Annotated in this window: 18 protein-coding genes; 12 read left to right on the top strand and 6 right to left on the bottom strand. The window is 56.1% G+C overall.

Annotated elements, in window-relative coordinates; translation table 11 throughout:
• Nucleotides 1–39 precede the first annotated feature (39 nt).
• Nucleotides 40–660 carry a hypothetical protein gene (locus tag EGJ27_RS21675; RefSeq protein WP_125832803.1) on the top strand — a complete coding sequence of 207 codons (621 nt, stop codon included), beginning with the start codon at nucleotides 40–42 and terminating at the stop codon, nucleotides 658–660.
• A gap of 188 nt (nucleotides 661–848) precedes the next feature.
• On the opposite strand, the gene EGJ27_RS21680 is transcribed toward EGJ27_RS21675, so the two are convergent.
• Nucleotides 849–1,550 (bottom strand): SOS response-associated peptidase, encoded by a 702-nt coding sequence (locus EGJ27_RS21680; protein WP_125832804.1) that lies wholly within the window; start codon nucleotides 1,548–1,550, stop codon nucleotides 849–851.
• A gap of 119 nt (nucleotides 1,551–1,669) precedes the next feature.
• Here EGJ27_RS21680 and EGJ27_RS21685 point away from each other — a divergent pair, with 119 nt between their 5' ends.
• From EGJ27_RS21685 to EGJ27_RS21695, 3 genes are all read left to right on the top strand, one after another.
• Complete coding sequence (locus EGJ27_RS21685; RefSeq protein ID WP_125832805.1) at nucleotides 1,670–2,101, top strand: LexA family transcriptional regulator; 432 nt, start codon at nucleotides 1,670–1,672, stop codon at nucleotides 2,099–2,101.
• Nucleotides 2,088–3,368, top strand: coding sequence for a translesion error-prone DNA polymerase V subunit UmuC (umuC, locus tag EGJ27_RS21690; RefSeq protein ID WP_125832806.1), 1,281 nt, complete (start codon nucleotides 2,088–2,090; stop codon nucleotides 3,366–3,368). The genes EGJ27_RS21685 and umuC overlap by 14 nt, the downstream gene beginning before the upstream one ends.
• 152 nt (nucleotides 3,369–3,520) lie before the next feature.
• Complete coding sequence (locus tag EGJ27_RS21695; protein WP_125832807.1) at nucleotides 3,521–4,897, top strand: SIR2 family protein; 1,377 nt, start codon at nucleotides 3,521–3,523, stop codon at nucleotides 4,895–4,897.
• Between the two features lie 86 nt (nucleotides 4,898–4,983).
• Here the strand turns inward: EGJ27_RS21695 and EGJ27_RS21700 are convergent, their stop codons facing one another.
• The 3 genes from EGJ27_RS21700 to EGJ27_RS21710 all read right to left on the bottom strand — a co-directional run bounded on the left by EGJ27_RS21700 (nucleotide 4,984) and on the right by EGJ27_RS21710 (nucleotide 9,675).
• Nucleotides 4,984–6,381 (bottom strand): DNA-processing protein DprA, encoded by a 1,398-nt coding sequence (locus EGJ27_RS21700; RefSeq protein ID WP_256672896.1) that lies wholly within the window; start codon nucleotides 6,379–6,381, stop codon nucleotides 4,984–4,986.
• Nucleotides 6,378–7,616, bottom strand: coding sequence for an HAD hydrolase-like protein (locus EGJ27_RS21705; RefSeq protein ID WP_125832808.1), 1,239 nt, complete (start codon nucleotides 7,614–7,616; stop codon nucleotides 6,378–6,380). Before EGJ27_RS21705 ends, EGJ27_RS21700 begins: the two co-directional genes overlap by 4 nt.
• Nucleotides 7,617–8,886: 1,270 nt before the next feature.
• Nucleotides 8,887–9,675, bottom strand: a complete 789-nt coding sequence (locus EGJ27_RS21710; protein ID WP_125832809.1) for an exodeoxyribonuclease III — start codon at nucleotides 9,673–9,675, stop codon at nucleotides 8,887–8,889.
• Between the two features lie 190 nt (nucleotides 9,676–9,865).
• Between EGJ27_RS21710 and EGJ27_RS24925 the strand changes: the two genes are divergently transcribed.
• Together EGJ27_RS24925 and thpR are read left to right on the top strand one after the other, a co-directional pair.
• The gene (locus EGJ27_RS24925) at nucleotides 9,866–10,036 is read left to right on the top strand and encodes a hypothetical protein (RefSeq protein WP_177523077.1); all 171 of its coding nucleotides are present in this window, start codon (nucleotides 9,866–9,868) and stop codon (nucleotides 10,034–10,036) included.
• Nucleotides 10,008–10,562: an RNA 2',3'-cyclic phosphodiesterase gene (gene thpR, locus EGJ27_RS21715; RefSeq protein WP_125832810.1), complete on the top strand. Its 555-nt coding sequence runs from the start codon at nucleotides 10,008–10,010 to the stop codon at nucleotides 10,560–10,562. The genes EGJ27_RS24925 and thpR overlap by 29 nt, the downstream gene beginning before the upstream one ends.
• Before the next feature lie 382 nt (nucleotides 10,563–10,944).
• On the opposite strand, the gene EGJ27_RS21720 is transcribed toward thpR, so the two are convergent.
• Entirely contained in the window at nucleotides 10,945–12,528 is a 1,584-nt protein-coding gene (locus EGJ27_RS21720) for an aldehyde dehydrogenase (NADP(+)) (RefSeq protein ID WP_125832811.1), read from the bottom strand.
• Between the two features lie 396 nt (nucleotides 12,529–12,924).
• On the opposite strand from EGJ27_RS21720, the gene EGJ27_RS21725 reads away from it, so the two are divergent.
• A complete protein-coding gene (locus EGJ27_RS21725; protein WP_125832812.1) occupies nucleotides 12,925–13,458 on the top strand; it encodes a GNAT family N-acetyltransferase in 534 nt (177 codons plus the stop codon).
• A 95-nt stretch (nucleotides 13,459–13,553) separates the two neighbouring features.
• Nucleotides 13,554–14,198 carry a TetR/AcrR family transcriptional regulator gene (locus EGJ27_RS21730; protein ID WP_125832813.1) on the top strand — a complete coding sequence of 215 codons (645 nt, stop codon included), beginning with the start codon at nucleotides 13,554–13,556 and terminating at the stop codon, nucleotides 14,196–14,198.
• 43 nt (nucleotides 14,199–14,241) lie between these two features.
• On the opposite strand, the gene EGJ27_RS21735 is transcribed toward EGJ27_RS21730, so the two are convergent.
• A complete protein-coding gene (locus EGJ27_RS21735; RefSeq protein ID WP_125832814.1) occupies nucleotides 14,242–16,995 on the bottom strand; it encodes a glycoside hydrolase family 3 protein in 2,754 nt (917 codons plus the stop codon).
• Between the two features lie 480 nt (nucleotides 16,996–17,475).
• Between EGJ27_RS21735 and EGJ27_RS21740 the strand changes: the two genes are divergently transcribed.
• The 4 genes from EGJ27_RS21740 (at nucleotide 17,476) to gspG (ending at nucleotide 21,163) form a co-directional block, all read left to right on the top strand.
• Nucleotides 17,476–17,694 carry a hypothetical protein gene (locus EGJ27_RS21740; RefSeq protein ID WP_125832815.1) on the top strand — a complete coding sequence of 73 codons (219 nt, stop codon included), beginning with the start codon at nucleotides 17,476–17,478 and terminating at the stop codon, nucleotides 17,692–17,694.
• Between the two features lie 88 nt (nucleotides 17,695–17,782).
• Nucleotides 17,783–19,507 carry a type II secretion system ATPase GspE gene (gene gspE, locus EGJ27_RS21745; RefSeq protein ID WP_177523078.1) on the top strand — a complete coding sequence of 575 codons (1,725 nt, stop codon included), beginning with the start codon at nucleotides 17,783–17,785 and terminating at the stop codon, nucleotides 19,505–19,507.
• Nucleotides 19,504–20,706, top strand: coding sequence for a type II secretion system inner membrane protein GspF (gene gspF, locus EGJ27_RS21750; protein WP_125832817.1), 1,203 nt, complete (start codon nucleotides 19,504–19,506; stop codon nucleotides 20,704–20,706). The genes gspE and gspF overlap by 4 nt, the downstream gene beginning before the upstream one ends.
• Nucleotides 20,707–20,731: 25 nt before the next feature.
• Nucleotides 20,732–21,163 (top strand): type II secretion system major pseudopilin GspG, encoded by a 432-nt coding sequence (gspG, locus tag EGJ27_RS21755; RefSeq protein ID WP_125829311.1) that lies wholly within the window; start codon nucleotides 20,732–20,734, stop codon nucleotides 21,161–21,163.
• Nucleotides 21,164–21,170 lie beyond the last annotated feature (7 nt).

A 21,170-nucleotide genomic window follows, 5' to 3' on the forward strand; every position in this document is an offset into this window, starting at 1 on the left:
AGTATACTCGCTATTTTTCACTACGCAGGGAGGGGTGTAATGGGTTGGAAGGATCATCCGGTAATCGTTGCGGCTTTAACCGCAGCGGCGACACTAGCATTTAGTACGACAGTGATCTTGCCTATCTGGACGAAGGTCCAAGACAACCGAATCGAGGAATACCAGCTGAGTGAGAAAGGTCTTAAAGAACGGGTAGAAGTTGCCGAGTCCCTAGCGGCAGAGTTGTCAAGATTGAACAAGATTATGACAGCGGAAGGCACGTTTAGAATTAACGACCGTTATCCTAAAGGTCTACGAGATTTGAAATTAGGAGATACTGTCGATAGCCTTAAGAGAAAGTATCCGAACGCTAAGGATGAAGATGAGAATTATTGGTTCAATATCAATATAAAAGATAATTCTGTGTTTAAGGGTGTTTCATATCACTACTCGGACAAGACTCAAAAAATTACTGGGATACTTTATTTTTTTAAAGATCCAGATGTACCTGCTAAAGGGGGGGCGAGTCATCAGCAGTCGGCTATGCTTGAGCAAGTAAAATATGCCTTTCCTGATGCGGAAGTTGTTGAGGTCAAGCGGGGTAAGGAGCTAATATACGAGCTTTATCAAAATAAAACTATTTTGCTAAGAATAAATTTAGCAGGTGTGAGTTTGCTATAGCGATTTAGTGTAGGTGCAGCTAAAGATTATTCTGCGGTCATATCAGTTTCATAACTTTTAGGGCCGCATATTTCGAATTGATCGTGGAGGGTACGTTCGCTCAATAGGCTGCAGGCGCATGCGCGCTTTAATTAGACTGGAAAATCATGCTTCGCAGTTTTCCGACATTACATGAATACATCCAGCATTCATTGAGGTCGCTTTTCCAGCGACTCAATCAACCCCGCCCCCTGATTCCCCACATTCCCCACCGCCTTACCCACCCGATACCACTCAAAATCCTCTACCGGCCGGCAAGCTTCCCGCGCAATCACCTCGGCACGGCCGGACGACAACCCCGGCTCGACCCATTCCCGCGCGGCCTCCGGCGACAACACCACCGGCCGCCGATCATGGATATCCACCATCCCTGAATCACTGGCCGCCGTGATGATCACAAACCCATCGCCCTCATGCGGCTCCAGCCCCGGATGCACCTGGGCGAGGGCGGCGAAGAACATCGGTTCCTGGCTCTTGAGTCGGATGAAGTAGGGCTGTTTCTTCTTCGGATCGACGGGATCTTTCACCCACTCGAACCAGCCACTGGCCGGTGCCAGCGCTCGACCGTTGGGCCACAGCTCCTTGAAGAACTTGCCGGTCATGACCGTTTCAACCCGCGCATTGATCGGGTCCGGGCGTTTGCCCTTGGCCCAGAACGGTGACCAGCCCCAGCGCACCTTGTCGACGCTCAGTCCTTCACCCGCCGGGCGGATGATTTCGACACGGGTGGTGGGAGCGATGTTGTAGCGCTCGATGGGCCACTCGTCATAGCCGTTGATGATCAACTGCTCTGGCGCGAGGGTTTTGAGGTAATGGTCCATCGGTTCGTAGAGCGAGTAGCGTCCGCACATGATGTCACCCGTAGTGTCACTCGTCGAAATTTCCTACATCTCACGTTGACCACCTGCGGGCCGCAGAGTTTACTGTATATACATACAGATAACCCAACCACCCACAGCAGGCTCGCATTATGAGTGTCACCATCCTTGGCCCTTTGTCGGCAGGGGGCGCAGAGCTCCCACTCCTTTCTTCCCTGGTAGCAGCAGGATTCCCATCGCCGGCGGCGGACCACATCGAGAAGCACATCTCGCTCGATGAGTTGTTCGAGATACGAGCGCCGCATGTGTACCTGGTGAAGATCGAAGGCGACAGCATGCAAGGAGCGGGGATCTACGGCGGTGACATCGTGATCGTGGATCGCAGTCTGCAGGCCGCGCATGACGATATCGTCGTGGCCTCGATCAACTGCGAGCCTGTGTGCAAACGCCTGCACAAGCGGGATGAGGTGGTGATCCTCAAATCCGAAAACCCCAAATATCCGGCGCGACACATCATGGAGGGTGACGAACTGGTCATCTGGGGTGTGGTGAAGTACAGCGTGCGCGATCATGGCCACGCCTGAGCCGGTATTTGCCCTGATCGACTGCAACAGCTTCTACGCCAGTTGCGAGCGAGTGTTCCGGCCGGACCTGGCGAAAACGCCCATCGTCGTGCTCAGCAACAACGACGGTTGCGTCATCGCCCGCAGCTACGACGCCAAGCCTTTCGTGAAAATGGGCGCGCCGTATTTTCAGATCAAGGACGTGCTGCGGCAGCACGGCATCATGGCGTTCAGCAGCAACTACGCGCTGTATGGCGACATCAGCGAACGGGTGATGTCGATCATCGAATCGATGGTGCCGGCGGTGGAGGTCTACAGCATTGACGAGGCGTTCGCTGACCTCACGGGCATACCCGGCAACCTGACTGCGTTCGGGCGAGACATTCGGAGCAAGGTCTATCGGGGTACCGGCATTCCGGTTGGCGTAGGCATCGCCCAGACCAAGACGTTGGCCAAGCTCGCGAACCATACGGCCAAACGCCTGCAGGACGTCACCGGCGGCGTGGTCGATATCACTGACCCGTTCAAGCGCGATTGGGTACTGCGCAACACCGCTGTGTCCGAAGTCTGGGGCGTGGGCAAGCGCATGAAAGCGCACCTGGAAGCGATGAACATCCACACGGCGATGGACTTGGCCAAGGCCGACCCGCGCAGCCTGCGTGATCGGTTCAGCGTGGTCATCGAAAAGACCGCCCGCGAACTGGCCGGCACGCCATGCCTGGAACTGAGTGAAGCCGACCCGCCGAAGCAGGAGATCTGCTGCAGCCGCATGTTCGGCAAACGCCTGACCACTATCGAGCCAATCAAGGAAGCGGTGGCCACCTACACCCAGCGCGCCGCCGAAAAACTCCGCGCGCAGAACTCGCTGTGCAAAAAGATGCGCGTCAGCATCCGCACCGGCATGTTCAACCCGGAAGAGGCCAAGTACGCCAACGGCGCACTGGTCGAGCTGCCGTATCCCACCAACGACGTGCGCCTACTGGCCAAGGCTGCGGCCGAAGCGGTCAACCGTCTCTTTCGGCCGGGGTTCAAATACAGCAAGGCTGAGGTGCTGCTGATGGATCTGCGGCAGCCTGGGGAGTTTACCGACGACCTGTTTACGGCTTCGCAGCCGGTGGCGGCGGAGAAGGTGATGAGCGTGCTGGACGAGATCAATATGCGCTGGGGCAGGGGGACACTGCGCACGGGGAGTGTGCCGGCGGACCCGGAGTGGGCGATGCGGCGGGATTTGATGAGTCGGAGTTATACGACGAGGTTGGATCAGTTGTGGGTGGTTAGGGCGGGATGAGTATGCAGTCCCTGCATATCAAAACACGTGTGTGCAGTTCGCTCGATGAGACGTATGTACCTAGATAATTAGAAAAGTTGAGAAAAAAAACCAACGTTGATCCATGATGGAAGCTGATGTGACCAGTTTTTACCAAACCGTAGGGGGTAATTATGGCAAGGGATTACGCAAAATATATAGATGATGTAAGTGATGATATCAAAAATTGTATACAAGACATGGCCTGTCAGCCGATCTTATTCATTGGTTCAGGTTTCACGAAGCGATACTTAGGGGGGGCGGGATGGGAAGAGCTTCTAAAATATTTGGCGGAAGAATGTCCCGAGATAGACCGACAGTTTGCGTATTACAAACAAAGGTACCCTGATTTCGTCGATATCGGTACAGTATTTGCGGAAAAGTATAATGATTGGGCGTGGGGGAAGGAAGGTCACCCATTTCCGGACAGTCTGTATGATGAGGGTAACGCACCTGAGGCGTATATAAAGTACAGTGTGGCGGAGCTTTTTAAAGAGTTGTTAACTAAGGAAGAGCGACATCTCCCTGAAGAAATTGAGTTGTTAAAATTAATCAGGCCTCACTCTATAATAACTACTAACTATGACGGGCTTTTAGAACACATTTTCCCTGAATATACACCAGTTATCGGGCAAAAAATCCTATACGCCAATCACGCTAGTATTGGAGAGATATTTAAGATTCACGGATGTGCCACCTCTCCAGAAAGTATTGTGTTAACCAGAAATGATTATGAAGAATTTGTGAGGCGGAAGAAATATCTTAGTGCAAAGCTTTTAGCTTTTTTTGCGGAGCACCCTTTGATATTTATTGGGTATAGTGCAGAGGATGTAAATATTCGTTCTATACTTTCGGATATTGACGAGATCCTATCTGAGGATGGGAAGCTTATACCTAATATATATATTCTTGAATGGGCGAGCGAGGATTCAAAAGATGCGTATCCAAGACGCGAGAGGCTCATACCGGTTTCAGATCATAAAGGTGTCATTATAAAAAGTATCATCGCAAACGACTTTTCATGGGTTTATAAGGCATTCGCCTCTCATGAAGCTATGATAAATATAAATCCTAGACTCCTGCGCTCGTTGCTTGCGCGAACCTATCAGTTAGTACGTTCTGATATACCTAGAAATCCGATTCAAGTAGATTATAAAGTTCTTTCTAACGTATCGGAAGAAGAGGGTGAGCTCGCTAAGCTATACGGGATATCAGATACTTCGGATGGTTTGTCATTTAACGTTAACTACCCGTATACCTTGACGACTATAGGCCAAGTGTTAGGGTATAAGTTTTGGCATAAGTGTGCGAGGTTTATAAGGGTGATCGAGGATGAAACCGGTATCGATATAAAGGCGTTTGATAACAAATATCACTGTGCAATCATGAATGGAAGTGAAGTTCAGTCACATCGCTATTCGGAAGCATTTAAGGATTTGATTGAGAAAGTCCGAAGTGGGGAGCCTTTTTCCGAGGAGGTGCTCGCTGAGGGAAAAGCAAAGGGGCGTTAATTTGCGTACCAAAACAGCACTGTAGAGGCGCTGTTTTGGTTAGTATCTTGTTTTATTGCTATTGCTATCTCTGTTTGGTAATCGGATTACGTGACTGTGGAGTATCTAACCATTAGGCTTAGGAAAACTAGATGGGGGTCTTTGGATGGGGATGATATCCGTATTTGTAACTTAGGGGCAATATCAGTGCGGATGGAGGCAAGATCCAGCTGGAACTTTTCTCCTAACTGATCTGGTGAATCCAAAGTGGGGTCAAAATTTATAGTGAGTTCGTCGTTACAGTCAGTGAGTTTAAATTGTATCTGGGTGCTAGGCTCCGAAGATTGCGCAATTCCGGATAATGCTGTGATCGTGAAGCCCGGCTCATGTTTAAGTGCAAGGGTAAAGGTCACCGACGAATCATCGCTTACGGAATGTGGATTATGGTGTGCAAGTCGCCATTTGAAGCTGGGGGTGAGGCGGTGATGAGCTGAGAATAAGTCGGAGTGGTTTTCCTTATTCTCATTTCTCGACGAGGAAGCTTCCCGAAAATAGCCTTGTGGGAGAATATTAGTGAGTGACGTATAATCTTCTCGGCTTCTGAGAATATGCACGCGATCAAACTTGGACGAAGTGCAGCGTAATAATGCGGGGGCGCTCCCATCAAAATTATCGGCTATGAGTAGGTTGGCCTGAATCTTAGGCTCATTGTTTGCTATATCTTTTCTTGTCGGATAAGGAATGGCAAGCCAGCGCTCGTAGTCCAATGACGCACGTGAAGCGTGCAGACTCCCGCCTTTGAGGTCAGATTGGATCATGACTACCCCTCGCGCCAGACCAGCCTGAGTTCGGTCTCTTTTTACGAATTGTTGGGGTAATGCTGCTTGGCCAAACTTGTATTCGCTGACTAATGCCCCGCCGGAACTTAGGATTCGGTTAGCTAAATCCTTGTTTCTGGATGGCGAAATCGTATGTAACCCGTGAGCGAGAACAGCTACTGTATGGCCCCCTGCCCTAAGCGCGGATTCATGTGCTATTGAGTCGCAGCCTATAGCTAAGCCGCTAACTATGCTCCAGTTTTGTTCGCAAAAGTACCTAGTAATTCGCTCAGTAATCTCAATACCATGAGCTGTAGGCTCACGTGTACCGATTATTGCAACTGCTGGGGTAGAGTTAGGAGCCAACGAACCTATGCAATAAATTATGAATGGGTCATCTTTAGTCAGGCGGAGTAAATCGGGATATTCAACATCCATTGCTGAAAGAATACGTGCTGAAAAGCGGTTGGCTTCCTCAACTTGCGTGTTGGCTTCCGCTAGAGCTGCTGCCCATGCACCCTCCTCGAAAAGAGATTTCTTTATTCTTTGCGGCAGCCCTTCAAGATCATATGGATCCGCAGATGCAAAGCCCGGAATGCTGGCTATTATCCTGAGTGACGCGGCGCCTACACCTTTAAGCATGGAATAGGCTAGTAGTCTAAAGGTAGCATCTGAAATAGTAGTCATGTGACGTCGCTAATGTTTTTGGCGATTGAAAAACAGGTTACTTCTCTGACGCCTGCTTCTCTAAGGTACTGGCTGGCATAGACGAGTGTCGCCCCAGAGGTAGCCACGTCGTCAATAACCAAAACATTACTAGGGATTGGCCCTGCAGTATTGACCGATAGATGATCTCGAACATTTATAAAACGTTCCGGCTTGGTGAGGTGCTCACGACTACTGGATACAACTCCGTCTTTATAAGTTAAGAGTTTTGGCTCGAAAGCTATTTTGGCTTTGCCCCATGCGGCAAGCTTAAAGGAATTCTCCAGCTGAGAGAGAAGGCTTTCCAAGCGGGGTTCTCGTCCAGGTCGAGCTGGAATTACAGTAACAGTGAGGCTGCCTGCATAAGCTAGTAGAGGGTATTTATATCTGATGAACGCTCTTAACGTGTCAATCCACTCCGGCGGGAAAAGCTTCGAGTCTTTATTGATATGCACCGAGTTAGTAAGTGTATGCCATTTTTTGCGTTCTGATAAGGACGCATAGTCAGAGAAGTGCCTTCCTCCAATGAATACAGGTGTGGGTTTTTTTGAAGCGAAAACTTCTTTGGGGAAGAAGTAATTGGTTTTGTCAAAGCGACATAGAGAGTTCTGATTGGCGATTGGGTTCAAACGGTATTCAAGGTCCGGCAGAGTTAAGCCGGGTTCATTGAGCCACGTCAAAAAATCGGAAGGAGAATCTAGAATTCCATCTGCTGTTAAGTCTAAAGAATTCCAGTGCATGAATTGCCGCTCCGCCGGCCATGCAGATTTGTCAAGGACGGCCAAGCAGCCAGCATTATAGGCTGCACGAATGTCTACATCCGCGTCACCGACTAGCACCGTTCGGTCTAGCCTTGTCAGGTCGAAGGCTTTCATCGCTAGCTTGATACCTTCCCCGTGAGGTTTGTGACGCCTAACATCTTCATAACCTATTACGATATCCCACGTAAAATTAGGATACAACCATTGCAGCATTAAATCTGCGTAGGCGCGTGGCGATCTCGTGAACACGCCTAATTTGATCGCGGGAAAACGCGCTCTGATGGAAAGCAATATCTGTTCGGAATAGATAGCTCTGTTAGGAATCTTAAGATATTCAATCTTCAATTCCCGCTCATATTGAGGAGTGCGGTTGTGTACACCGCGCGGTCTTACGGCGCTCAAGTCATCTGTCTTTGCAAGCGTCTGATCTAGGTCAAAAAGACATAACTCGATCATGATTATCCGTCCATGTGATAGGGCAAAGTGCCATTGATGTCACTATGCCTACGCTGGCAAAAATTGGATAGATCACCTCATGCAAATTGTTGCGGTCACCATGATCGTTCAAACGCGCTCGCGCCGTCGTCCCCCCACCTCTCCTGCGGCCTAAGTGCGCTCTCTATTCTGCGTGACTGAGGGCTGGCTATGCGCATCCAGGGTCTGCCTGTGCTCCGGAGCTGGCCCCCAGCCCCCTACCTTCAAAACCCTGCGAGGTCTCATTGTCTGCCGGTAGGGAGTAACGCACTCTCCCGGTCTTTTTCCCGAACGATGTCGGAGAAAGGTAATAAAGGTAATTGCCACCCAAAACAGGCCTGAAGGCCGCGAGATACGTGGCTTCGGTCGATTACCTTGCAGGGTAATTTTAGGTAATTGAAAAGGTAATTTTTAGTCAGGTGCCTGTTTTTAAACAGTTTTTCGAATCTGAGAACTGACCCTGGTAAAAGGTAATTCACTTACCTTTTTATTACCTAAAAATTACCTTTCTGAGTTTATAAAAACTCCATAGAAATCAATAGGATGGTGGAGATTTAAGCTTTTTCTAACCTTTCTTACCTTTTCCCGATGCCTTTCCTGAAAATTGTCGTTGCTTCCGGCGTGCACAGGTTAGTGCTTCTTAACGTTTCTTCCGTGTTCGATGCTTCCAGGTGCAGTTGTGCTCGTTACGGACGCGACGTGAGCAATGAGTCGCCCGCAGCGTTGGTTACGCTTGTCCGTGACATCGAAGTCGCCGACTGCCCGAGGCATCATTGATGTGTGCCTGCGGTGTGGGGTGGAGGCGGGGAAGGGAGATTTGAGGCTGGAGCGAAACGAGTGAGACCGAAACAAACAATTGGAAATGATGCGCAATGCATCCATGCCGTAAGGGCTCAAAAATCCGTTCCGCATCTGAAAAGCGAGCCCTCACAGAATAGGCGTTCCAGAGGACTAAAAAAAATGGAAATGCGGAAGCGATTGGAGCGTAACTGATTGAGTTTTGGGGATTTTACTCATGGACTTGAAAACTGCCGACTGTAACAGGTCCTAGAGTTCGAATCTCTATGTCTCCGCCATCTTCGACACGCTAAAGCCCTGAAAATTCAGGGCTTTTTCGTTTCTGCCGCGCGCACGGTCAACACAGCCACGAAGGCCGGGCGTCCCGCATTTTCCAGATCACTTGCGCAACTAAGGCCCAATTGTTCTTAACCGCTGGGCGTAATGGCGGTCCCACCCGACGAAGCACGCCGCATCAGCCCGGCCGGCTCAGCTCGATCCAGGTCGGCGCATGATCGCTGGCATGTTCTTCACCGCGCACCCAAGTGTCTACACCTGCACTCATCAGCCTCGGTGCCAGCGTCGGATTGAGCAGCAGGTGGTCAATTCTCAGGCCGGAGTTTTTTTGCCAGTGCTGCCGGAAATAGTCCCAGAAGGTGTAAATCTGTTCCTCGGGGTGCATGTGCCGAACTGAGTCGACCCAGCCCTGGGCGAGCAGTCGCTGGAAGCATTCGCGGCTTTCCGGCTGGAGCAGGGCATCCTTGAGCCATGAGCGGGTGTTGTAGATATCGAAGTCCGTCGGCACTACGTTGTAGTCGCCAGCCAGCACGACCGGGTGTTCGCTGGCCTGCAGGCTGCGGGCGTGAGCGATCAGTTGCTCGAACCACCTGAGCTTGTAGTCGAACTTCGGTCCCGGCTGCGGGTTGCCGTTGGGGAGATACAGGCATCCGACGATCACCCCGTGAGCCGCTGCTTCGAGGTATCTGGATTGTGTGTCATCTTCAGCGCCTGGCAGTCCTTTGCGGATCAGCAGCGGGTCATCGCCGCGAGCCAGAATCGCTACGCCGTTCCACGATGGCTGGCCGTGATGCAGTGACCCGTAGCCCGCTGCTTCCAGTTCCGCAGCCGGGAAAGCCGCATCGCGTGCCTTGAGTTCCTGCAGGCAAACGATGTCCGGCTGTTCCCGCGCCAGCCAGTCCAGAAGGTTAGCCAACCTGGTCTTGATACCGTTGACGTTGAACGTGGCGATTTTCAGGTTATCCATGCCGGGCTCCCTTGACCCTCGCCCGACGGTGGGCGCGTTTATCTTCTGAGGCACCCAGGTCGTTATAGTTCGTGATTTCTCAACGTGCCTGGGGTGCGAGCGGGCGAGCGTCCGTCCTGGCTGAACGTTCGAAGCCTGTTTGCGTCAAAACCCGCACTAACCGCGGTATCTCATTACGCTGGAGGCAGCCATGCAACCCGAAACCGAGGGCAAGGAAGAAAAAGGCCCGAACCACATTCCCTACATCAATGATCCCGGCAAGCGTCCGCACCCCGATTCAGGCGCTGGCGAGCCGGAGGATTCCTACGAATCCGAATTCGAGACCACCGACGATGCCGAAGAAGCTGGTCGTGAAAGCTGACCCGCAGCAGCCGGTCAAGCGACTGTTCTTCGCGCTCAGTTGTGCGCCGCAACAGAGAAAGGCTATTGCGCAGTGGCGCGGGCAGCTTGAACTGCGCGCTGGCCGTCCGGTGCCGACGGCAAATTTTCATCTGACTTTACTGTTTCTGGGGGACGTCGAAGTCTCCCGGCTGCCGGACCTGCTCGCGGCGGCAGCAAAGGTTCGAGTGCCCGGCACCGCCCTGAGGGTCGTGCTGGACCGGCTGGATGTCTGGCGCAAGGCCGGTGTCATGGTGCTGGCGCCCCAACAGCCCCCGCCGCCTCTGCTGCAGTTGGTCTACGCGCTGGAGCAGGCGATGCTGCCGTTCGGGTCGGAAGAGCGGACGAGGGAATACCGGCCTCATTTGACCTTGTTGCGTGACTGCCGAGTGGATGTGCCCGAGTGGCTCACGCCGCCTGAATTTGTTCTGCATGCCGATCACTTCACCCTCTATGAATCTCACAAGGGCAGTTATCGCGTGCTTATGGAATGGCCACTGATTTCGTAGGAATCGTCTTTGGTCAGATAGGATCCACGCAGCACTTGACGGCATTTATTTTCACGATCCGGGCTTGCGCTGGTGACGGGTTTTGAGATCCGGATTTCAACAAAAGTTGTCCACCAAAGTCGTGGGTATGTCTGTGGGTAACTTGTTGTAAGTCCCGTATTTCGTGGCCTGCAGCCATATGGCTATTTTATGAACAGCACTGAAAATGCACTGCAATGGAGCCTGAAAGGCCTGTGGGAATGAGCCGGGGAGCGGCGCATTACGCGTTAAAATTCGTGCGCTGACAGAAAATTTATAGCCACTTGAATCAGGCTTGCCAGCGTTAAACCAAAAAAAACGCGCCCTTGCGAGGCGCGTTTTTTATCGGGACGGTGGGAAACGATCAAGCAATGGCCTGGTCGCTCCACTCACCGTTGACCAGGCGCCGCAGGCCCAGCGGGTTGGCATTCTGCAAAGCAGGCGGCAACAGGCTGTCGTCGTGGTTCTGGTAGCAGACCGGACGCAGGAAGCGGTCGATGGCCAGGGTGCCCACGGAGGTGCCGCGTGCATCGGACGTCGCCGGGTACGGGCCGCCGTGGACCATGGCTTCGCAGACTTCGACGCCGGTCGGGTAGCCATTGACCAGGATGCGGCCGACTTTGTCTTCCAGCAGTGGCAGCAGCCAGCTGTAACCGGACAGGTCCGAAGGCTCGCCAATCAGCGTGGCAGTCAGTTGACCGCGCAGGGCCAGCAAGGCATTTTTCAGCTCTTCATCGTCCGCCACTTCGATCACCAGTGTGGTCGGGCCGAAGACTTCTTCCTGCAGCAGAGGATCGCCATTGAGCAGCAGGCTGACATCGGCCTTGAACAGCTGGGCCTGAGCCTGTTTGCCTTCCTGGGGCTTGCCGGCCAGATGAGTGACGCCCGGATGCGACAGCAGGTGCTCGACGCCTTTGCTGTAGCTGCGCAGGCCGCCCGCATTGAGCATGGTCTGCGGAGCCTGTCCGCCCATCTGTTCGGTCAGTTGCTCCAGGAATGCCGAGAAGGCGGGGGAGCGCAGGCCGATGACCACGCCTGGATTGGTGCAGAACTGGCCGGCACCCATGACCACCGAAGCGGCCAGATCCTTGGCCACGGTTTCGCCACGGGTCGCCAGCGCCTGCGGCAGCAGAACCACCGGATTGATGCTGGACATCTCGGCGAAGACCGGAATCGGCTGCGCACGTTCGGCCGCCATTTTGCACAGGGCGTTACCGCCATTGAGCGAGCCGGTGAAGCCGACGGCCTGGATGGCCGGATGCTTGACCAGGCCTTCGCCCACACCGTTACCGAAGATCATGTTGAACACGCCCTTCGGCATCTGGGTGCGTTCAGCTGCGCGGATGATGGCGCTGGCGACCAGGTCGGCAGTCGCCATGTGACCGCTGTGGGCCTTGAATACCACCGGGCAGCCTGCCGCCAGTGCCGCTGCGGTATCGCCGCCGGCGGTCGAGAAGGCCAGCGGGAAGTTGCTGGCGCCGAACACGGCGACCGGACCGACACCGATGCGGTACTGACGCAGATCGACGCGCGGCAGCGGCTTGCGATCCGGCAGCGCCAGGTCAATGCGCGCGCCGACGAAGTCACCGCGACGCAATACCTTGGCGAACAGGCGCATCTGGCCGCTGGTGCGCCCGCGCTCACCCTGGATACGGGCTTGAGGCAGCGCGGTTTCCTGACAGACGACGGCGACGAAGTCATCGCCCAACTGATCGAGTTCATCGGCGATGGCGTCGAGGAAGTCGGCACGCTTTGCAGGACTCAACTGACGGTATTGTGGGAAAGCAGCCTTGGCAGCCAGCGCAGCGGCATTGATTTCGTCATCGGTGGCCTGGTGAAAGCCGTATGGCAATTCTTCACCGGTGGTGGCATCGAGGCTCTTCTGCAGGGTTTGACCCAGGGCGCTGCGGCCGCCAGCGATGAAGTTCTGGCCGAGAATGGTAGGCATCGGTATCTCCTGTTGTTTTGAGAGTGGAGGCAGGTTCAGTCAAGAATGGACCTGCTTTCCTTATGGGTTGCCGAATCGCTTTACGGTGGATGCTTGCGCGATGAAAAGAGTACAGGGTTTGGGCGTCTATCCGTCATTCGGTGAAAAAAGTTAGCAGTCATCGTACAACCTCCCTCGGGGGGCTGGCAACTGCCGACCGGCTTTTACCGCGCCTCGGCTGAAGTAATAAATGTTGTGAGGCACCCGGCTATTTATAGCCCTTGATCGTGACAATGCGCGGACTGGCTCAAGGTTTGCCGTGCGTGCCAGAATGTTCCCGGTGATGAGCGGCGTTCACCGCCTCGTCTGGAAAATGATCGTCCCCACCTCCTGCATTTCTCGCCTTGAGACTGACCCATGCCCGATTCCCTGATACTGCGCGACGCCTGTGACCAAGACATGCCAGGTGTGCAGGCTATTTATGCCGAGCACGTGCTGGGCGGGATTTCCAGTTTCGAGCTGGAGCCGCCCGACCAGGCGGAATTGCTGCGCCGTCGCGCCGATGTGCTCGCCAGGGGCCTGCCTTACCTGGTCGCCGAGCTGCGGGGCGAGGTGGTCGGTTATGGCTACGTCACGCCATACCGGCCACGCCCGGGCTATCGATTTACCGTGGAAGATTCAGTCTATGTGCGTGAGGGCATGGGTGGGCTTGGTATCGGCCGGCAGATCCTTGAACTGCTGGTGGCGCGCTGCGAGCAAGGCGGCTGGCGACAGATGATTGCGGTGATCGGCAACAGCGAAAACACGGCGTCGATTCGCTTGCACGAGACACTGGGATTTCGCCGGGTCGGGGTGTTCGAGGCGGTGGGTTTCAAGCACGGCCGCTGGGTGGACACGGTGCTTATGCAGCGTGCGTTGGGCGACGGCGCGCAGAGCCTGCCCCGGCCTTGAGGAGATCGACAGCGAGCGGTATAGGACTTTGATAGCCTTGCGAACCACGGCCTGTCTGGCTTACGGTAGCCGGCTGTTGATTGAAGGAGCCTGATATGACTCGGCAAGACCCCACGGAAGCGGGTCCGGTAGTAACCCGACAACGACGTGCGCCCAAGGGTGAGAAACGTCGCGAAGAATTGCTCGACGCTGCCTTGCAAGTGTTTTCCCTGGAAGGCTACACCGGTGCATCGGTCGCCAAGGTGGCCGCCATCGTCGGCATCTCCGTGGCCGGACTGCTGCATCATTTCCCCAGCAAGATTTCCCTGTTGATGGCGGTTCTGGAACGCCGCGATGAGGTCAATCGCAAGCTGGCTGACGAAGTTCGCCGGGAAAACACGCTGACAGGGCTGCTCGAAAGTCTGCGTGCGATCAACCGTTCCAATGCCACCGCACCCGGTGTGGTGCGTGCTTTTTCGATCCTCAATGCCGAAAGTCTGCTGGATAATCAGCCGGCCTGGAGCTGGTACCAGGGACGCTACGAAGATATCCGTGCGCGCATGCTGACGCAGTTCACAGGATTGGTAGAGCGAGGCGAGGTGCGCGGGGATGTGGATCTGCCGAAACTGATCCAGCAGATTCTGGCCATGATGGACGGGTTGCAGATCCAGTGGCTGCGCTTTCCCGATGAGGTGAATCTGGTGGAAGCGTTCGACAACTACATTGCGCAGGTCGATGCAGCGATAAGGGCTCGTCCTTGAGCCTGGTTATTCCCTGATTACTCAGTCACAGGTTGTGACTGTCTTACTCGTCAACAGTCTGGTCGAACACGCCACCGGTCTTCACCGCTGGTTTTTCGACCTTGATCTGGTTGAATGCTGAACGTGGCAGCGGGTTGCTGGTGGTGGTCGACAGTTCCTGGCGGAACGGGTTGACCAGCTTGGCGTTGAGGCGGATGTCCTGCGACGACGCACCCAGCGACAGGTTGAAGGTGTCGGCGTCGACCACCCAGTTCTTGCTTTCGGTGTCGTAGTAGGCCAGCGAGCGATCGTTGAGCTCGATGGTCACGCGGCGGCTTTCACCCGGCTCGAGGAACACTTTCTTGTAGCCCTTGAGCTCTTTGAGAGGACGCTCCACTTTCGGGTTCTGCTGGCCGACGTACAGCTGCGCGACTTCCGAACCGCCTACCTTGCCGGTGTTGGTCAGGTCGAACGAGACCTTGATCGGCGTGCCGCCGACTGCCACACCCGGGGTGACCTTGATGTTGCTGTAGCCGAAGGTGGTGTACGACATGCCGTAGCCGAACGGGTAGAGCGGCTTGATGCCTTTCTTCTCGTAGCCGCGATAACCCAGGAACAGGTCATCCTTGTAGCTCATCTCGGTCAACGAGTTGTCGTTGGCAAATTTCGGGAAGGTCTCGAAGATCGGGTTGTCTTCGATGTTGCGTTCGATACTGATCGGCAGCTTGCCCGACGGGTTGACCTTGCCGAACAGAATCTCGGCCAGGGCCTGACCGCCGTTCTGGCCAGGGTAGAACGCATGCAGCGCGGCCGGAACCTGATCGACCCAGTCGTTCATCTTCAGACCGGTGCCACCGAACATGGTAACGACGGTTTTCGGGTTGACCTTGGCGATGCTGCGGATCAGCTGGCTCTGGTACTCCGGCAGTTCGAACATGTGGTCGAAGCCTTCACCTTCGTACTCGTTGCTGTTGCCCACGGCAACAACGACGGCGTCATACGCGGACAGATCCTGCGGAGCGTTCAGCGACGCCCAGCTCAATTGCACGCCCACCAGGCCGCCCATGGTCGACAGGTAACCGGCACGGCGCGAGTACTCAAGCTTCACGTCATAGGACTTGCCGGCTTCCAGTTCGATCTTGGCGAACTCGGGAATGGTCGGCGGGATGCTGTTGCCCGGAATCGGGTTGCCGTCGCCATTGTCGATGATCTTCTTGCCGTTGACCCACAGGCGTACCGCACCGTCGGCGCGAACCTTGAACACCTGTTCGCCGCTTTGGGTCGGCGTGACCTTGCCGCTGTAGCGGATCGAGGTGGAAGAGGTGTCGCCGTTGAGCGAACCGGAAGTCGAGCCCTTGTTGGTGTAAGGGTCGGACGACGAAGTGTTGCTGTCGAACGGCAGGTCGGAATCGTTGGCCCAGTCAAGATCGATGTGTTTCTCGGTACGGGTCACGGCAGCGTCGCCGGACCAGTTGGCATTACTGAAGTACTCGGCCTTGAGGCCCTGGACTTCATCGCCCTTGACGTTGGTGCTGGTCCACGGCGTGGTGGTCGGGTCCAGCGACAGGCCGTCGATGAACTCGACCTTGGCGTTGGGGGCCATCTGCTGCAGGCCGCTCAGCTCGCTGATGTAGTTGCGGGCCATGACGTTGGCGCTGCCGAAGCCTGTCGGCGGCGCGTACTTGGCAAGGTTGCCGACCACGGCGATTTTCTTGACCTTCTGCTTGTCCAGCGGCAGCAGGTTGTCCTGATTCTTGAGCAGCACGATGCCTTCGCGTGCAGCGTTGAGCGCAACCTTGTTGCTGGTCGAGCTGTTCATGTTGTTGATGTTGTGCGCGGTCAGGATTCTTTTCTGATCGAAGTTGTACAGGTAGATCAGCTTGAGAATGCGGCGCACCTTGTCGTCGATGGTCGCGGCGCTGAGCTCGCCGCTGTCCAGATACGGCTTGAGCACCGTGCTGTTCATCTGGTAGCCCATCATGTCCAGGTCGGTACCGGCCTGGGCGGCGTTCAAGCCATGGACCACCGCGTTGTAGTCGCTTTGCACCATGCCCTTGTAGCCCCATTCCTTGCGCAGGATCTGGGTGATCAGGTGCTTGTTCTCGCAGGCGAACTCGCCGTTGATCTTCTGGAACGCGCACATCATCATCGCGACGTTGCTGTTCTTGGACGCCGATTCGAAAGCCGGCAGCGACATCTCGCGCAGTACACGCTCGCCCATGATCTGGTCGAGCTTGAAGCGGCTGCTTTCCTGGTCGTTGGCAGCGAAGTGCTTGGCGTTTGCCCAGATATTACGTGCCTGGATGCCGTTGATGACGCCGGGTGCCAGGCTTGCGCCCAGGAACGGGTCTTCACCGGAGAGGTATTCGAACGCACGGCCGCCGTAGGGCATGCGATACAGCGCTACACCGGGGCCGGTGATGAACTGATAACCACCGCTGGCGGTGTCATAGCCCAGCGCGCGGCCCAGATCGATGGCGCGGCGCGGGTTCCAGGTGGCCGCCAGGTTCGGGCCGGACGGATAGACCACGCCCTGTGCGTTACCTTCGCTGGTGTAACGCACACCAACGCCGCCGTCGGCGCCGTGGATCTGTGGAATGCCGTAGTTGGAAAGAGGCTTGACGTCCCAGCCGCCGGTGCCGCCGATGTAGTTCAGTTTTTCTTCCTGGGTCATCTTGTCCAGGATCTTCTGCGCCGCTTTTTCAGCACGCGCTTCGCGGGCTTCCAGCTGGGACGCATCGGTCGCGTGCACCTGTGAAACCGCCAGCGCCAACAGCGCCAGGGCCGATTGCGCACCGATCATTTTCCGTTTGCTCATCTAACTCTCCAACTACTTTTCAAGTAAAGGTTCGCGCATGAAAGCGCGTGCCGTTGCACGTGCTTCATAACTTTTCTTTAGGCAACAGTGACCCGTTGTCGCGTTTCCAGTCGATTTAAACTGGCGCGACCTGGGCTGATTTATTAAGTTTTAATGTTGTAGTGATTATATTTTTATTAGTGCCGTGTGCTACTAAAAGGCCACTACGTGATGGCACTTTGATCTGTCAAAATCGATACAATTAAGTCTAAAACGGAGCGTAAATGTCAAACGAAAGCGTAATTTTGTTGAAAATCGTATTTTTTCGTTACACATCAGGAACTCTCGGTAAACCTACTGGTCGATGGGTTTAAGATTTTTCGCGCGTTCTCCCGGTATTGCCGTTGCGGTCGGCTTAGTTGTAGTCTTGTTTTTGAGTTTGCGGGTCTATAAAGCCTGCAAGTTGTCCGGTCTTTTATTTTCTTATGTGGAGTACATGATATGAAGTTTCCTCTTGTGGGTGCGGGTGTCGTTCTGAGCCTGGCGTTGGGTAATGTAGCCTTCGCTGCTGAATCCACCGATGTCGATGCCACCTCCGGTACCACCGATTCCACCCTGATGACCCAGGCCACCAACCCGAAAGCGGCCAAGCAGCAGAAGGTCGAAACCGCTAAAGGCGGCCGTCCACAGAACGGAACCGCGCAAAAGCAGTCTGATTGACCGCTTGACGCTTCCGACCGCAGCACGGCCTTCTCGATGAAGGGGTGCTGCGACCTTGTCCCTCCGATGTATGCAGAACTCCTCGCCCATGCAGTCCAGACCCGTCGATGCCACTTCAATACTGATTCCCGATGCAGGGCAGGTCTGTGCCTGGCTGACCGAGAACGCCGGTCTCAAGACTCAGGATCTGGAGCGTGCACAACGGTTGCAGCAGGAATCCGAAGGCGCCGACCTTCCCGGTTTGCTGACACGTCTGGGCCTGGTGTCCGAATTCGAATTGGCGCGGGCCTGGGCGGCGCTGCTGCAAGTGCCGCTGTTGATGGCCGACGCCGTGCCGCCGCTGCTGGACCCATTGCCGCCGCTGACCGAACGCTTCATGCGCGACTATCAAGTGGTGCCGGTGGGCTGGAGCGATGACGGCTTGCAGGTGCTCAGCGCCCGGCCGACCAGCCTGTACCCGTTCCAGGCGATCGCCTACGCCTGTGAAGTGCCGGTGCGGGTCGCCATCGGGCCACGCAATGAAGTGGAAACCCTGATCGAGCGTTATTACGGTCAGGGCCGCTCGGCGATGGGCACGCTGATTGAAAACCTCGACGATGACGGCAACTCGTCCGAAGACATTGAACACCTCAAGGATCTCGCCTCCGAAGCGCCGGTGATTCGTCTGGTCAACCTGATCCTGCAACGTGCAGTCGAACAGCGCGCCTCGGACATCCACATCGAGCCGTTCGAAAGCCAGCTCAAAGTGCGTTATCGCATCGACGGTGTGCTGCATGAAGCCGAAGCGCCGCCGTCCAGTTCCTCGGCGGCGGTGATCTCGCGGGTCAAGATCATGGCGCGTCTTGATATCGCCGAGCGTCGCTTGCCTCAGGACGGCCGCATCATGCTGCGCATTCAGGGCAAGGAGCTGGACCTGCGGGTGTCCACCGTGCCCACCAGTTTTGGCGAGTCGGTGGTGATGCGTCTGCTGGATCGCCAGACCATCGACTTCGATTTCCCCAGCCTGGGTTTCGACGGCGAGCGCCTGGAGCATTTTCTCGACGTTCTGGAACGGCCCCACGGCATTCTGCTGGTCACCGGCCCGACCGGTTCGGGCAAGACCACCACCCTTTATACGGCGCTGTCGCGACTCAACACCGCCGAACGCAAGATCATCACCGTCGAAGACCCGGTGGAATATCAGCTCGAAGGTATCAACCAGATTCAGGTCAAGCCGGCCATCGGCCTGGACTTCGCCGGAGCGCTGCGCTCCATCGTGCGCCAGGACCCGGACGTGATCATGATCGGTGAGATGCGCGACCTGGAAACCTGCCGCATTGCGATCCAGTCCTCGCTGACCGGTCACCTGGTACTCTCGACCCTGCACACCAACAGCGCCGCGGCGAGTATCACGCGCCTGCTGGACATGGGTGTAGAAAGTTACCTGATCGCCTCGACGGTCAACGGCATTCTCGCCCAGCGCCTGGTGCGTCGTCTCGATCCGGCTACCCGCGAAGCGTTCGACGCGCCACCGGAGCTGATCGCCGAACACGGCCTGGAACGTTTCACCGACGAGCGCCCGATTCGCCTCTATCGTCCCCGCGCCGATGCGCCGGGCGGTGGCTATCGCGGCCGTAGCGCGATCACTGAATTGCTGGTCATGAACGAAGAGCTGCGCAGTCTGTTGATGCGCCACGCCGACGCCTCGACCCTGGAAGAAGCTGCCCGCCGTGGCGGTTTGCGCACCCTGCATGAAGAAGGTCTGCGCCAGGCCGTGGCCGGCGTGACCTCGCTGGAAGAAGTGCTGCGCGTGACCCGAGGCGAAGGCAATTGAGTCTGTTCAAGTACCGCGCACTGGATGCTCAGGGCGTCGCGCAGAACGGCACCCTGGAAGCCAGGGATCAGGATGCCGCCGTGGCCGCGCTGCAAAAGCGCGGCCTGATGGTTTTGCAGGTCGACAACGCCGGTCTGGGCGGTTTGCGCCGCGCATTGGGCAGCGGCTTGCTGAATGGCGCGGCGCTGGTGAGTTTCACCCAGCAGCTGGCGACCTTGCTCGGTGCCGGCCAGCCGCTGGAACGCTCGCTGAGTATTCTGCTCAAGCAGCCCGGCCAGCCGCAGACCCGCGCGCTGATCGAGCGCATTCGCGAACAGGTCAAGGCCGGTAAACCGCTGTCGGTGGCGCTGGAAGAAGAGGGCAGCCAGTTCTCGCCGCTGTATATCAGCATGGTCCGCGCCGGTGAAGCGGGTGGCGCGCTGGAGAACACCCTGCGCCAGTTGAGCGATTACCTGGAACGCAGCCAGTTGCTGCGCGGCGAGGTGATCAACGCGCTGATCTATCCGGCCTTCCTGGTGGTGGGCGTGCTTGGCTCGCTGGCCTTGCTGCTGGCCTACGTGGTGCCGCAGTTCGTACCGATTTTCAAGGATCTCGGCGTGCCGATCCCGATGATCACCGAGGTGATTCTGGCCCTCGGAGAATTTCTCAGCAGTTACGGGCTGGCTGTGCTGGCCGGTGTGATTCTGCTGATCTGGGGCGTCGCGCTGGGCATGCGCGATCCGCAGCGCCGCGAGCGTCATGACCGCCGCGTGCTGGGCCTGCGCATCGTTGGTCCTTTACTGCAACGCATCGAAGCGGCGCGCCTGACTCGCACGCTGGGCACCTTGCTCAGCAATGGCGTGGCGTTGTTGCAGGCACTAGTGATTGCCCGGCAGGTCTGCACCAACCGCGCATTGCAGGCGCAGGTCGAACAGGCCGCCGAGTCGGTCAAGGGCGGCGGCACGCTGGCCAGCGCATTCGGTGCGCAACCACTGTTGCCGGACCTGGCGCTGCAAATGATCGAAGTCGGCGAACAGGCCGGCGAACTGGACACCATGTTGCTCAAGGTTGCCGATGTGTTCGACGTGGAAGCCAAGCGCGGCATCGACCGCATGCTGGCTGCGTTGGTGCCGGCGCTGACCGTGGTCATGGCCGGGATGGTGGCGGTGATCATGCTCGCCATCATGCTGCCGCTGATGAGCCTGACCAGCAATATCTGAATTTCGAAACGAGGATTTTTTCGCCATGAACATGAGCCGTATCCGCTTCAAACCCGTGCGTCGTCAGGGTGGTTTCACCTTGCTGGAAATGCTCGCGGTGATCGTGCTGCTGGGCATCGTCGCCACCATCGTGGTGCGCCAGGTCGGCGGCAACGTCGACAAGGGCAAGTACGGCGCAGGCAAGGCGCAGCTGGCGAGCCTGGGAATGAAGATCGAAAGCTATGCGCTGGACGTCGGCTCACCGCCCAAGACCTTGCAGCAGCTCGCGGAAAAGCCGGGCAACGTTTCGGGCTGGAGCGGCCCTTACGCCAAGCCTTCTGATTTGAAAGACCCGTTCGGCCACGCGTTCGGCTATCGCTTCCCCGGCCAGCACGGCAGTTTCGACCTGATCTTCTACGGCCAGGACGGCCAGCCGGGCGGCGAAGGCTACAGCGCCGACCTGGGCAACTGGGAATGACAGCGCA

Origin of the sequence: Pseudomonas sp. v388, assembly GCF_003935425.1 — a bacterium.
Taxonomy (GTDB): Bacteria; Pseudomonadota; Gammaproteobacteria; order Pseudomonadales; family Pseudomonadaceae; genus Aquipseudomonas.